The organism is Micromonospora rifamycinica (assembly GCF_900090265.1).
Lineage (GTDB): Bacteria > Actinomycetota > Actinomycetes > Mycobacteriales > Micromonosporaceae > Micromonospora > Micromonospora rifamycinica.
Genome location: NZ_LT607752.1, coordinates 5,098,080 through 5,111,706, shown reverse-complemented (window position 1 = coordinate 5,111,706; position 13,627 = coordinate 5,098,080). Strand labels below are relative to the sequence as shown.

At 74.2% G+C, this 13,627-nt stretch carries 12 protein-coding genes; 7 read left to right on the top strand and 5 right to left on the bottom strand.

Annotated features, from left to right (window positions below; translation table 11 throughout):
• The first annotated feature begins 102 nt into the window (after window positions 1-102).
• Window positions 103-1,434, top strand: coding sequence for an MDR family MFS transporter (locus GA0070623_RS21330; RefSeq protein WP_067314791.1), 1,332 nt, complete (start codon window positions 103-105; stop codon window positions 1,432-1,434).
• A gap of 448 nt (window positions 1,435-1,882) precedes the next feature.
• On the opposite strand, the gene GA0070623_RS21325 is transcribed toward GA0070623_RS21330, so the two are convergent.
• The 3 genes from GA0070623_RS21325 to mshA form a co-directional block, all read right to left on the bottom strand.
• Window positions 1,883-2,743 (bottom strand): hypothetical protein, encoded by an 861-nt coding sequence (locus GA0070623_RS21325; RefSeq protein WP_089004141.1) that lies wholly within the window; start codon window positions 2,741-2,743, stop codon window positions 1,883-1,885.
• Between the two features lie 77 nt (window positions 2,744-2,820).
• A complete protein-coding gene (locus GA0070623_RS21320) occupies window positions 2,821-3,336 on the bottom strand; it encodes a type III secretion system chaperone family protein (RefSeq protein ID WP_067311823.1) in 516 nt (171 codons plus the stop codon).
• A 58-nt stretch (window positions 3,337-3,394) separates the two neighbouring features.
• Window positions 3,395-4,759 carry a D-inositol-3-phosphate glycosyltransferase gene (mshA, locus tag GA0070623_RS21315; RefSeq protein ID WP_067311819.1) on the bottom strand — a complete coding sequence of 455 codons (1,365 nt, stop codon included), beginning with the start codon at window positions 4,757-4,759 and terminating at the stop codon, window positions 3,395-3,397.
• Between the two features lie 181 nt (window positions 4,760-4,940).
• Here mshA and GA0070623_RS21310 point away from each other — a divergent pair, with 181 nt between their 5' ends.
• On the top strand, window positions 4,941-5,708 hold the full coding sequence (locus GA0070623_RS21310; RefSeq protein ID WP_067311815.1) for an SDR family NAD(P)-dependent oxidoreductase: 768 nt from the start codon (window positions 4,941-4,943) through the stop codon (window positions 5,706-5,708).
• A 16-nt stretch (window positions 5,709-5,724) separates the two neighbouring features.
• Here the strand turns inward: GA0070623_RS21310 and GA0070623_RS21305 are convergent, their stop codons facing one another.
• Window positions 5,725-6,816, bottom strand: a complete 1,092-nt coding sequence (locus GA0070623_RS21305; RefSeq protein WP_067311812.1) for a UDP-N-acetylmuramate dehydrogenase — start codon at window positions 6,814-6,816, stop codon at window positions 5,725-5,727.
• A gap of 71 nt (window positions 6,817-6,887) precedes the next feature.
• Here GA0070623_RS21305 and GA0070623_RS21300 point away from each other — a divergent pair, with 71 nt between their 5' ends.
• From GA0070623_RS21300 to GA0070623_RS21285, 4 genes are all read left to right on the top strand, one after another.
• On the top strand, window positions 6,888-7,649 hold the full coding sequence (locus GA0070623_RS21300) for a maleylpyruvate isomerase family mycothiol-dependent enzyme (RefSeq protein WP_067311809.1): 762 nt from the start codon (window positions 6,888-6,890) through the stop codon (window positions 7,647-7,649).
• Between the two features lie 292 nt (window positions 7,650-7,941).
• Entirely contained in the window at window positions 7,942-9,315 is a 1,374-nt protein-coding gene (locus GA0070623_RS21295) for a GH1 family beta-glucosidase (protein WP_067311806.1), read from the top strand.
• 19 nt (window positions 9,316-9,334) lie between these two features.
• Window positions 9,335-10,342, top strand: a complete 1,008-nt coding sequence (locus GA0070623_RS21290) for a LacI family DNA-binding transcriptional regulator (protein ID WP_067311802.1) — start codon at window positions 9,335-9,337, stop codon at window positions 10,340-10,342.
• 504 nt (window positions 10,343-10,846) lie between these two features.
• Entirely contained in the window at window positions 10,847-11,743 is an 897-nt protein-coding gene (locus GA0070623_RS21285) for a GNAT family N-acetyltransferase (RefSeq protein WP_067311839.1), read from the top strand.
• 8 nt (window positions 11,744-11,751) lie between these two features.
• On the opposite strand, the gene GA0070623_RS21280 is transcribed toward GA0070623_RS21285, so the two are convergent.
• Complete coding sequence (locus tag GA0070623_RS21280) at window positions 11,752-12,546, bottom strand: EI24 domain-containing protein (protein ID WP_067311798.1); 795 nt, start codon at window positions 12,544-12,546, stop codon at window positions 11,752-11,754.
• A gap of 84 nt (window positions 12,547-12,630) precedes the next feature.
• Between GA0070623_RS21280 and GA0070623_RS21275 the strand changes: the two genes are divergently transcribed.
• Window positions 12,631-13,623 (top strand): helix-turn-helix transcriptional regulator, encoded by a 993-nt coding sequence (locus GA0070623_RS21275; RefSeq protein WP_067311836.1) that lies wholly within the window; start codon window positions 12,631-12,633, stop codon window positions 13,621-13,623.
• Window positions 13,624-13,627: the final 4 nt, after the last annotated feature.

Sequence of the window (13,627 nt, the reverse complement as noted above, 5' to 3'; positions counted from 1 at the left end):
TGACGACCACCACGTGGAAAACCCGGTGACCGGGATCGGACCCCGAAACTAGGTTGTAAGGCGCTGCTAGGAAGACGGTCATTACCGGAGCGGGGGACGGGCGTGCGCGGGGTGGGAAGCTGGTTCCGGGAGACCACCGGCGGGCTGCCGAGGGCCTTCTGGTACCTCTGGGCCGGCACCCTGATCAACCGGCTCGGCTCCTTCGTGCTGATCTTCCTGGCCATCTACCTGACCCAGGCCCGTGACTTCTCCGCCGCCCAGGCCGGCCTGGTGATCGGCCTGTGGGGGGTCGGCGGCGCGGTGGGCACCACCGTGGGCGGCACCCTCGCCGACCGGTGGGGGCGGCGGCCCACCCTGCTCACCGCCCACCTGGGCGCGGCCACCATGATGCTCGCGCTCGGCTTCGCCCGGCCGCTCTGGGCGGTGGCGGCGGGCGCGTTGCTGCTGGGTACGTTCGCCGAGGCGGCCCGCCCCACCTTCGGGGCCATGATGATCGACGTGGTGCCGGAGCGGGACCGGTTGCGGGCCTTCTCGCTGAACTACTGGGCGATCAACCTGGGCTTCGCCTGCGCCGCCGTGCTCGCCGGGCTGGCCGCCGAGGCCGGCTACCTGCTGCTGTTCGTGGTGGACGCGGCCACCACCCTGGTCGCCGCGCTGATCGTCTTCGTCCGGGTCGGCGAGACCCGCCGTACCCCGGCGACCGGGCCGGCCAGGCAGCCGGCCGGCGGGCCGCCGCGGGCGGGCGCGCTGCGCACCATCGCCGCCGACCGGGTGTTCCTGGGGCTGGTCGTGCTCAACCTGCTCGGCGCGCTGGTCTTCCTCCAGCACATCTCGATGCTGCCGATCGCGATGGGGGACGCCGGGCTCTCCCCGGCCACCTACGGCGCGGTGATCGCGCTCAACGGCGTGCTGATCGTGGCGGGCCAGCTCTTCATCCCCCGGCTGATCCGGGGGCGGAGCCGGTCCCACGTGCTCGCCCTCGCCGCGGTGGTGATGGGGGTCGGCTTCGGGCTGACCGCGTTCGCCGACGCCGCCTGGTTCTTCGGGCTCGCCGTGCTGATCTGGACGCTCGGCGAGATGCTCAACTCCCCGTCCCACGCCACCCTGATCGCCGAACTCTCCCCGGCCGAGCTGCGCGGTCGCTACCAGGGCGTCTTCTCGCTCTCCTGGCAGCTGGCCGGCGCGATCGCCCCGGTGCTCGGCGGGCTGGTCCGGGAACACGCCGGCAACGCCACGCTCTGGCTGGGCTGCGCCGGGCTGGGCGTGGTGACCGCGCTGGGCCACCTGCTCTCCGGGCCGGCCCGGGAACGCCGGGCGAGCCTGCTGCGCGGCTCCGCCGCGCCGGTCACCGACATCGCGCCACCGGTCCCCCAGGCCGCCGAGGCCGCGGTGACCGTACCCCCCGCGCCGGCTCCGGCCCGCACCCCCGGCTGACGCCGACGGGGAGCGGGGACACCCCGCAGGGCAGACCCGAGAGGGCAGGGTGGCAGACCCGGCAAAGCCGGGAAAAAACGGCCGAGCGCCCACCGTCGACCGGAACGTCGCGGTGGGCGCTCGTACCGCCTGCCCGGCGGCGGCGGGCGACCCTCACCCCCGTAAGCGTCGCCCGCTCGCGCCGCCGGTTCCCGGGTGGCACCGTCCCCCAACGGTGTGCTCCACCCATGTGCGCCTCGCCCGGTGCACGGATCTGATCGATCCGCCGCTCCCCCGAACGTTTCCGAGCGTGGCGCGGTGCAATAAAGTTAGTTCGCCCGGTTTCCGGATACAACCCGCGAGCACTGTTTCGCCGGTCACAACACCCCTGGTCCGAGCTGGGGTGTCGCCGTTCCGGGTCACCTGACTGCCAACACGCGGCTACCCGGCAGCCATTCCGGTAAACGCCTCAACCGTCTTCCCGATCGGGTGACTCGGTCCGGAAGAAGTTGCTCTGCCGGCCGTCCCGCAACTGCTCCTGGAAGATCAGGTTGAGCCGGCGGCCGTCGAACGTCCGGAACCAGTCGTTCCAGCTCACCACCTGCACCCGACGGCTCTCCCGGTAACCCGGGATGTCGAAGGTGAGCACCCCCGGCCGGCCGTCGCGCTCGGTGCCGGCGATGGTCGCCGGCCTGGCCCCCCGGGCCGCGGCCCAGTTCCGGATCACCTGGTGGTTGGTGGTGACCAGGCTGCGCCCGGGACGCTCCGGCCGGTCCGCCGGCGAGGAGATGAGCTGCGCCGACCGGACCGACCGGGAGGTGGACCGCCCGGTACGGACACCCGGGGAGCGGGTGGCCCGCGCCGCCGGTGCCGCCTTCGCCGCCGACCGCGCCGGGCCGGCCCTGCGCGCCGGGGCCGCCTTGGCCCGCGCCGGGGCCGCCTTGGCCCGCGCCGAGGTCGTCTTTGCCCGCGCCGCGGCGCTCCGGCGGGCCGGGGCGGCCCTGCCGGCGGCGGTCGTCGCGCCCGCGCTCGTGCGGGCGGTGTTCCGGCGGGTGGGCGCCCGACCGGACGGGCCGGTGCTGCGCCGCGCCGCGCCGCCGCCCCGGACCTCCGAACGCAACGTCCGGACGAGGGTCTTCACCAGTTCCGGCTTGCGCAGCGCGGAGATCCCGGAGATCCCCCGCCGACGCAACTGGCCCCGAAGGTCTTCGACCTTCATCCGGGAGATCTCCGCCTCGGAGATGCCCGGCGTGTTCGGGGTCCGGTTGCCGGTCCGACGCGTGGTCGAGGTCGCCGTCGCACCGCGACCTGAGCTGTTCCGCTGAGCCATCACACGCTCCTCGACAGTCCGTCCTCGGCCTGCGGCGGGTCTCCACACTGCCGCACCGCAGCGGTGCGGCATACCCGTCAGGACCGGTCCGAACCTCCGGGGGACGGCTCGAAGAGGTGGGCGAAGGCGGCGAGGTTGGCGGTCGACTCGCCCCGCTTGACCCGCCACTCCCACTCCCGGCGGATGGAGCTGCCGAAGCCGATCTCCAGCATGGTGTCGAAGGACTCGTCGGCGTAGCTGAGCACCGCCCCGAACAGCCGGTCCAGCTCGTCGGCGTCGACGCCGGACGGGTTGACCCGGCCGGTGAGGTAGACGTCCCCGACCGCGTCGATCGAGAACGCCACCCCGTACATCCGGGCGTTGCGCTGGAGCAGCCACGACCACAGCTCCTCGCGCCGCTCGTCGGGCTGGCGCATCACGAACGCCTCGATCCGCAGCGCGTGCTCGCCGACGAAGAGGTTGCAGATCGTCTTGAGCTTGTGGGTGCCGGGCAGGGTGACCGCGTACGAGCCCTCGCCGGTGGCTTCCCAGTCGAGTTCCCGCTCGGTGCAGAACGACTCGATCAGGGCCGCCAGCTCGCTCTTCGGGCTCATCGCACCCACTGTACGGGCGGGCTGGCGAGCCCACCGGACGACGCCGGGGTGGCCGGGGTCACCACGAGCCGGTGAGCGCCGGACCCCCGGCCAGCCGGGCCGCCAGCCGCTCCCGGTGCCCGGTGACCGCCTCGCCGTAGACGGCGAGCAGCCCGGAGACGGTGCGTTCCCAGGAGAACCCCTGCGCGTGCCGGGCGGCGGCCCGCCCCAACGCCTCCCGACCGGCCCGGTCGGGGAGCAGCCGGGCCAGCGCACGAGCCCAGTCGGTGGGGTCGTGGCCGTGCACGAGCACGCCGCTGACCTGGTCGCGTACCGCGGTGACCAGGCCACCCACCGCGGCGGCGACCACCGGGGTGCCGCAGGCCTGCGCCTCCAGGGCCACCAGGCCGAACGACTCGTTGTGCGAGGGCACCGCCACCAGGTCGGCGGCCCGGTAGAGGGCCGGCAGGTCGTCACCGGTACGCGGGGGCAGGAAACGCACCCGGTCGGCGACGCCCAGCGAGCCGGCCAGCTCGATCAGCGAGGTGGGCCGGTCCAGGCCGCTGCCGCTGGGGCCACCGCAGATCACCACGGTCACCTGGTCGGCCAGCGCCGGATCCCGCTCCCGCAGCGCCGCGACCGCGCGGACCAGCACGTCGGGGGCCTTCAGCGGCTGGATCCGGCCGACGAACGCGACGACGTACCCGCTGGTGGGCAGGCCCAGCCGGCGGCGGGCGGCGTGGGACGCGGCGACCCGGTCCCCGGCGGCGGGGCGGAACCGGTCCAGGTCCACCCCCGGCTCGACGACCGCGACCCGGGCCGGGTCGGCGGCGTACCGGTCGATCAGGTCGGTCGCCTCCACCCGGGTGTTCGCCACCAGCCGGTCGGCCTCGGCGACCACCTGTTCCTCGCCGATCACCCGGGCCTTCGGCTCCGGCCGGTCACCGGCGGCGAGCCGGGCGTTCTTGACCTTGGCCAGGGTGTGCGCGGTGTGCACCAGCGGCACCCCCCAGCGCTCCTTGGCCAGCCAGCCGACCTGCCCGGAGAGCCAGTAGTGCGAGTGGATCAGGTCGTAGTGCCCCGGTGGGCGGGCCGCCTCGGCCCGCAGCACCCCGGCGGTGAAGGCGCAGAGCTGTCCGGGCAACTCCTCCTTGGTCAGCCCCTCCAGCGGGCCGGAGGTGACGTGCCGGACGTGCACCCCGGGGGCCATCTCCACCACCGGCGGCAGGTCACCGGAGGTGGCCCGGGTGAAGATCTCCACCTCGACGTTCGCCTCGGCGAGCCGGCGGGCGACCTCCAGGATGTAGACGTTCATGCCGCCCGCGTCGCCGGTGCCCGGTTGGTGCAGCGGCGAGGTGTGCACCGACAGGGTGGCGATCCGGCGGGGCCGGGGCCACGGCAGGGCACCTCGCTGACGACCGACACCGGTGTGCTGATCCGCCACGTCCGCTCCTTCTGTCACGGTTGATGCCGTCCCGCACGACCGGCGCTCCTCGGTCAACCCGCGCGCCGCGTGTCATCTTCCCCATCGGGCTTCGGAAATGCGTCACCCCGGGTCGCGGGCGTGACGGACCTCATCACCGGACCCTGGGGGCGGGACCTCGCGGCGGGGCGAGAATGGCCTGATGACCTCTGTCGCGATCGTCACCGGGGCGTCCAGCGGGATCGGCGCGGCCACCGCCCGCCGGCTCGCCGCCGCGGGTTTCCACGTGCTCGCCGCCGCCCGGCGCACCGACCGGCTCGCCGCCCTGGTCGCCGAGATCACGGCGGCCGGCGGCCGCGCCACCGCGGTGCCCTGCGACGTCACCTCGGACGAGTCGGTGGCCGGGCTGGCGCGGGCCGCCGCCGGGGCACCCGGCCCGGTCACCCTGCTGGTCAACAACGCCGGTGGCGCGCGCGGGCTGGACCCGGTGGAGACCGGCGCGATCGCCGACTGGCAGTGGATGTACGACGTGAACGTGCTCGGCACGCTGCGGGTCACCCAGGCCCTGCTGCCGGCCCTGGAACGCTCCGCCGCGGGGACCGTCGTGGTGGTCTCGTCCACCGCCGGCCTGACCGTGTACGAGGGCGGCGGCGGCTACACCGCGGCCAAGCACGCCCAGACCGCGGTGGCCGGCACCCTGCGCCTGGAGCTGTGCGGTCGACCCGTCCGGGTGGTCGAGATCGATCCCGGGATGGTCCGGACCGAAGAGTTCGGCCTGAACCGCTTCGGCGGGGACGCGGCGAAGGCCGACGCCACCTACGCCGGGGTGGCGCAGCCGCTGGTGGCCGAGGACGTCGCGGAGTGCATCGCCTGGTGCGCCACCCTCCCGCACCACGTCAACGTGGACCGGCTGGTGGTCCGCCCGCTGGCCCAGGCGGCCCAGCACAAGGTGCACCGGGTCGGCCGCTGAGCGGCTGACCGGCGGGTCAGACGGCGCAGTTCACCAGCACCGGCTCGGGGTGCAGGGGGACGCCGAACCGGGCGTGCACGCCGTCGCGGATCTCCCGGGCGAGGGTGATCAGGTCGGCGGTGCGGGCACGGCCCCCGTGGTTGGTCAGGGCGAGGGTGTGCTTGCCGGAGATGGCGGTGCCCCCCGGCCCCGGGTGCCCCTTGGCGAAGCCGGCCCGGTCGATCAGCCAGGCGGCGCTCACCTTCACCAGGTCACCCGGGCAGGGCCAGGACGGCGGCTCCCCGACGTCGGCGGCGCGCTCGCGCAGCAGCTCGTACGCCGCCCGGTCGAGGACCGGATTGGTGAAGAACGAGCCGACCGACCAGGTGTCCGGGTCGGCGGGGTCGAGCACCATGCCCTTGCCGGCGCGCAACGCGAGCACCGTGTCCCGGGCGGCGGCCAGCGGCACCCGGTCGCCGACCTGCACCCCGAGCGAGCGGGCCAGCTCGGCGTAGCGCACCGGCCCGGACAGTGGCGAGCGGTCCAGCCGGAAGTCGACCGAGAGCACCACCCACCGGTCGCTGTACTTGAAGATGCTGCCCCGGTACGCGAAGCCGCAGTCCGCCGCGTCGATGGTGGTCAGCCGGTCGTCGGCCCGGTCGTACACCTGGACGCCGGTGATCCGTTCGGCGACCTCCTGCCCGTACGCGCCGACGTTCTGGATCGGGGTGGCGCCGGCCGAGCCGGGGATGCCGGAGAGGCACTCCAGGCCGGACCAGCCGTTGCCGACGGCGGTGGCGACCAGGTCGTCCCAGGGCTCGCCGGCCTCGACGCGGACGGTCACGGTGTCGGGGTCCTCGGCGACCACGGTGTGGCCCCGCGACCGGACCAGCACGACGGTGCCGGGGAATCCGGCGTCCCCGACGACCACGTTGCTGCCGCCGGCCAGGACCAGCACCGGTTCGTCGCGCCGGCGCGCGGCGCGGACCCGGGCGACGATCTCGTCGGCGCTGGTGGCGGTCTCCAGGCGGGCGGCGGGGCCGCCGAGCCGGAGGGTGGTGTATTCCGCCAGGACGGCCGGATCGGCGGGTTCGGCGTCCGTTGTCGGTTTGGCGTAGACGTTCGACACGCCTTTCACCCTAGGCTGAGGGGTAGCCGCGGCACCCACTGGTCGCCGGGTCACCCCGGGGAGGATTTGCGATGAGCAGACTGCACGCCACGAAGGACTTCTGGATCGGAGCGCTCCGGGTCGACGGCCCGGCGTTCGCCGCGGCCGTCGCCGAGGCCCCGCCGGAGACACCCGTGCTGTCCTGCCCGGGGTGGACGGTGGCCGACCTGACCCTGCACCTCGCCGGGGTCTACCACTGGGTGCACTCCTTCGTCGGCTCCGGGGACACCGCCCAGCCAGCCCGCCGCGACCACGTCGCCGAGCTGCCCGCCGGGGTGTCCGCGCTCCAGCTCTGGCAGCACCAGTACGACCAGCTGATGACGCTCTTCGACACGCTCGACCCGGAGGCCCCGGCCTGGAACCCGATGCCGCAGCCCAAGAAGGCCGGCTTCTGGCCGCGCCGGATGGCCCACGAGACCGCGGTGCACCGGTGGGACGCCCAGCTCGCCATCGCCGCCGGTGACCCGGTCGAGGCGAAGCTCGCCGCCGACGGGGTCAGCGAGGTGCTGGACACCTGGCTGCCGGCCGGCCGGCGGCGGGCCTCGGGGCAGTGGCAGGGGGTGGTACACCTGACCGCCGCCGACGCCGCGCAGGACTGGTACCTGCGGATGCGCGGCGAGGGGGTGGCGCTGCTGGACACCGCCACGGTCTTCGGGCACGACGACCACCACGCCCGGGTGCAGGTGACGGGCTCGGCCAGCGACCTGCTGTTGGCGCTCTGGGGCCGGATCAGCTTCGACACCCTCGGGGTGACCGGGGACCGTTCCCTGCTGGAGGGCCTGCGCGTCGGCTGACCGTCACGCGCACCACGTAGCACGGCGAACCGCGCACGGGGAGCGGTCGCCCCGTCCGGGGACGACCGCTCCCGTCGGGGTGCCGAGGTCCGGCCGGATTCTCAGAGAGCGCTCTCTTGACAGCGGTTCCGCCCAGCGACGACGCTGGCGGAGGAGCGCTCTCCGCCCCTGGAACGACCCTCGCTGGCCGTACGCTGTGCCCGACGACCGGAGCACCGGGCCGGGTGCGGCCACGGCGTCAAGCCGGTGCCGGTGGGCCGTCCCCACCGGCGCGAACGAAGGAGGAAACCGCGTGAGCGAACGTCGATTCCCGGAGAACTTCGTGTGGGGCGCGGCGACCGCCGCGTACCAGATCGAGGGGGCGGCCCGCGACGACGGCCGCGGCGACTCCATCTGGGACACCTTCAGCCGCACGCCGGGCAAGGTGTTCGCCGGGCACACCGGTGACGTCGCCTGCGACCACTACCACCGGTACGCCGACGACGTGGCGCTGATGGCCGAGCTGGGGCTGGCCGCGTACCGCTTCTCGGTGGCCTGGCCCCGGATCCGGCCGGACGGCACCGGCCCGGTCAACCCGCGCGGCCTGGACTTCTACGACCGGCTGACCGACGCGCTGCTCGACCGGGGCATCGACCCGATCATCACGCTCTACCACTGGGACCTGCCCCAGACGTTGCAGGACCGGGGCGGCTGGACCAGCCGGGAGACCGCCGAGCACTTCGCCGACTACGCGCTCGCCGTGCACGCGCGGCTCGGCGACCGGGTGCACACCTGGACCACGCTCAACGAGCCGTGGTGCTCGGCCTACCTGGGTTACGGCAACGGGGTGCACGCCCCCGGCGAGCAGGACGCCGGGTCGGCCTTCCGGGCAGTCCACCACCTGTTGCTGGGGCACGGCCTGGCGGCACGGGCGCTGCGGGCGGCGGGCGCGCGGACCATCGGGATCACCCTCAACCCGGCGGACGTCGCGCCGGCCGACCCGGGCAGCGCCGCCGACGCCGCCGCGGTACGCCTGGTCGACGGCCTCCAGAACCGGATCTTCCTGGACCCGCTGACCGGGGCCGGCTACCCGGCCGACGTGCTCGAACACGTCGCCCGGATGGTGGAGCCCACGTTCGTCCGGGAGGGCGACGAGAAGGTCATCGCCGCGCCGCTGGACCTGCTCGGGATCAACTACTACTCCCCCACCTACGTCGCGGGCCGCCCGGACGGGGCCGGCAGCAGCGCCTACCCGGGCACCGAGGGCGCGGTAGAGTTCCTCCCGGCCGCCGGCCCGGTGACCGAGATGGGGTGGCAGATCGAGCCGGCCGGGTTGACCCGGCTGCTGGAGCGGATCGCCACCGACTACCCGGGGCTACCGCTGATGATCACCGAGAACGGCGGCGCGTTCCCCGACGACACCCGGCTCCCGGACGGGGACGGCCGGATCGACGACGCCGACCGGATCGCCTACCTGGACGGGCACCTGCGGGCCGCGCACGAGGCCATCTCCCGCGGGGTGGACCTGCGCGGCTATCTCGTATGGTCGTTGCTGGACAACTTCGAGTGGGCCGAGGGCTATCGGAAGCGGTTCGGGATCGTCCACGTCGACTATCTGGACCAGCGGCGCACCCCGAAGTCGAGCGCCCGGTGGTACCAGGAGGTGATCTCCCGGAACGGGCTGTGACGAGGCGGTGGTAGCGGGTATGACGGCGGCGCAGCGGCCCACCCTGGAGGCGGTCGCCCGGCAGGCCGGCGTGTCCCGGGCGACGGTCTCCCGGGTGGTGAACGGCTCCACCACGGTCGCCGAGCCGATCCAGGAGGCGGTCCGCCGGGCGGTGGCCGAGCTGGGGTACGTGCCGAACCTGGCCGCCCGCAGCCTGGTCACCCAGCGGACCGACTCGGTCGCCCTGGTGCTGCCGGAGGTCGCCACCCGGGTCTTCTCCGACGACCAGGTCTTCCCCGGGATCATCCGGGGTGCGGCCCAGGAGCTGGAGGCGGCCGACAAGCAACTCGTGCTGATGCTGGCCGGCTCGCCCGCCGGGCACGACCGGGTCGCCCGCTACACCACCGGCCGGCACGTCGACGGGGTGCTCTTCGCCTCGCTGCACGGCAAGGACCCGCTCCCCGGCCGGCTCGCCCGGCTGGGGATACCGGTGGTGTGCAGCGGTCGGCCGCTGGACGCCGCCGACGTGCCCTACATCGACGTGGACCATGTCGGCGGGGTCGCCACGGCCACCCGCTACCTGATCGACAACGGTCGCCGCCGGATCGCCACCATCGCCGGCCCACAGGACATGGTCGCCGGCATCGAACGGCTGGCCGGCTACCGGGACACCGTGGTCGCCGCCGGCCTACCCCAGATGATCGAGTACGGCGACTTCACCCGCGAGTCGGGCACCACGGCGATGCGTCGGCTGCTCGCCGCGTACCCCGATCTGGACGCGGTCTTCGCCGCCTCCGACCTGATGGCGCACGCCGCCCTGCGGGCGCTGCACGAGGCGGGCCGGCGGGTGCCCGACGACGTCGCGGTGATCGGCTTCGACGACATCGAGACGGCCGCCTACACCGAGCCGCCGCTGACCACCGTGCGGCAGCCGATCGTCGAGCTGGGCCGGAAGATGACCCGGCTGCTGCTGGCCCTCGCCGACGGCGCGGACGTCGAGCGGGTCGTGGTGCTGCCGACCGAGCTGGTGATCCGGCAGTCCGCCTGACCCCCTTGCTCACGTGGCGGGCCCAGCCCCGGGACGGGTGCGCCCGCCTGGCGGGCACCAGCCCACCGGCCGACCCGAACCACCACCTTGAGCAACAAGGCCGCCGACCTCACCATCACCCCCTCACTCCCTTTGCTCTGCCGCCATGCAGGCGACAGGCACCCATAGTGATCGATGGGAACGACGACGTCCCACGCCGCCCACCCTGAAACAGCAGTTCAATCGCGTGTCGCGCCCAGGGCAGCAGAGCAAAGGTGGCGGGGGTGAGGTGACAGGGGTGGAATGGATATCACTGATTGTGATCGGCCTCGACATCAAGGACTGATGTCACCGAGAGTTACATTGTTTCGGCGGGGCAAGGAAAAGCCGTGGCAGTCGGCTCCGACCGACGCCTACCCTCGCGGGCATGGCTGACCCTGCCCCGTCGTGTCGTTGCACCACCGTGCCGCCCACCGCCGTGCCGCCCACCGCCGGGAAGCAGCGGCCGGGGGCGGGGCGGCGCGGGTGCTGATCCGTACCGCCCGACCGGACGACGCGCCCGGGGTGGTGGCACTGCGGTCGCTGGTCCATCCGTACCTGGTACGGGGGGTCGCGTCGACCCGGCAGATGATCGCCCAGCCACCACCCGAGGAGAAGTGGACGGCCTGGGTGGCCGAGGCGGACGGCCAGATCGTCGGCTGGGCCTCGGCATACCGGAACACGGAGACCTCCGTGCCGGACTTCGGGGAAGTCTCCCTCCTGCACGTGCACCCGGAGCACCGGGGCCGGGGCACCGGCACCGCACTGCTCGCCGCCGCGCTGGCCCACCTCGAATCGCTCCGGATCCGTCGGGTGCGGACCTGGGTGCGGACCGGCTCGCTGTCGTACGCCCGGCGGCACGGGTTCACCCCCAGCCGGGAGCTGCGCTACTCGGCGCTCGACCTGCGCCCGGCCCCACCGTTGCCCGAGCCGCCCGCCGGGGTGCGGCTGCTCCCGCTCACCGGGCTCGACCCGTACCAGATCTATCTCCTCGACGTCGCTGCCGCCGCGGGCGAGCCGGGGGACGTGCCGGTGGACGCGACCAGCTACGCCTACTGGCGGTTCGCGTCCTGGGAGAACCCGGGGCTGGACCGGGACGCCAGCACGGTCGCCGAGACGGACGGCGCGTTGGTCGCGCTCAGCCTGGTCAAGCGGGACGGCGACCGGATGTGGTCCGACTTCACCGCGACCCGCCCGGAATACCGGGGTCGGGGACTGGCCCGGCTGACCAAACAGACCGCGCTGCACCGGGCCGCCGGCAACGGGGTGCGGACGGCCTACACCTCCAACGACGAGGCCAACGCGCCGATGCTCGCCGTCAACGAACGGCTCGGCTACCGGCCGGTGGCGTCCGGCTGGTCCTGCCTACGCGACCTACGCTGACCAGCCGCTCAGCTCTCCTCGATGTGCTGCCCCAACGACCGACGGGCGAGCAACGCCGCCCCGGCGACGGCCGCCGGCATCACCAGCACCGCGCCCAACGGGACCAGGAAACAGAGGAAGACCGCCACGCCGAAGCCCAGCGAGGTGGCCCGGTCCGCCTTCAGCCGGGCCCGCCGGTCCGGCAGCCGCAGCCCGCGCCGGGAGAACGGCGCTCCGACCAGTTCCACGGCGAGCAGCCAGCCACCCACCGCCGCGCCGACCACCGGCACCACGGTCTGCCCGACCACCGGGATGAACCCGGCCACGAAGAGCGGGATGCCGAACAGCACCGAGAGCCCGACCAGCCGCAGCGAATCGACGATGCTGCGCCGCAGCGACGCCCCGAACGGCACCTCCACCGCGCCGGGGGTGCCGCCGAGCCGGTCCTCCACCCGCTCGGAGATCTTCTCGTAGAACGGATCCCCGATGACCAGGGTGACGGCGGTGAAGCCGACCACGGTCAACAGCCCGCCCAGCCCCAGGAAGGCCAGCCCGGCGATCACCCGGACCAGGCTGCGCGGGGTGTCCGACCAGTCGTCGGCGAACGGGGTCACCCATGCCGCCAGCTCGTCCACGAAGTAGACCAGGGTGGCGAACGCGGCGACGAAGAGCACCGCGGACAGCAGCGCCGGCACCACGCCGAGCAGCATCAGGCCCGGGCTGCGGACATACAGGCCGAGGCCGCGCAACAGCAGGCCGACGCCGCCGAAGAAGCGACGGGCCGCGCCGGTCACCGGCGCGGCGAGGGTACGGGGTCCGTCCACGACCGCAGAGCCTACTGGCCACCGGCCACCGCCGCCCGGCACCCGATGGCGCCGGCCGGTGGGTCGGGGCGGCAGGATACGGTGGTGCGCGCCGCCCGGTTGATCTCCCTGGTGCTGCTGTTGCAGGCGCGGGAGACGATGACCGCCGCCGAACTCGCCCGCGAGCTGGAGGTCTCCGAGCGGACCGTCTACCGGGACGTGCTGGCGCTCTCCGCCGCCGGGGTGCCGGTCTACGCCGACCGGGGCCGCTCCGGCGGCTACCGGCTGCTCGGCGGCTACCGGACCCGGCTGACCGGGCTGACCCGGGACGAGGCGGAGGCGCTCTTCCTCGCCGGGCTGCCCGGCCCCGCCGGTGACCTGGGGCTGGCCGAGGCGGTGGCGTCCGCCGAGCTGAAGGTGCTCGCCGCGCTGCCGCCGAGCCTGCGCGACGCGCCGGCCCGCACCGGGCGGCGGTTCCACCTCGACGTGCCGGGCTGGTTCCGCGACGCCACCCCGCCCCGCTGGCTGTCCGAGCTGGCCCGCGCGGTGTGGCGGGACGGGGTGGTCGAGCTGCGGTACCGGCGCGGCGACCGGGAGGTGGCCCGCCGGGTCGAGCCGTACGGGCTGGTGCTCAAGAGCGGCACCTGGTATCTCGTGGGCCGGGTCGGCGAGGCGATGCGTACCTACCGGGTGGACCGGGTGCTGCACGTCGCCGCCGACCCGGCGACCTTCGTCCGGGACGACGGCTTCGACCTGGGCGGCTACTGGCGGGAGCAGGCCGGGGCGTTCCTGCGGGGCATGCTCGCCGAACGGGCCACCATCCGGGTCAGCCCCGAAGGCCTGCGCCGGCTCCGCTTCCTCGCCGACACCCCCTTCGCGTACGAGGAGGCGATGGCCGGTCTCGGCGTACCCGACGGGCAGGGGTGGGTGGTGACCCGGCTGCCCGTCGAGTCCGTCGAGGTGGCGTACGCGCAGCTGCTCGGCCTCGGTCCCGAGGTGGAGGTGCTCGAACCGGCCGTGCTGCGCGCCCGCCTCGTCGACGCGGCGGCCCGCTCGGCGGCCCTCTACGGCGTCAGCCCGGACCCCGCCCCCCACTGACGGC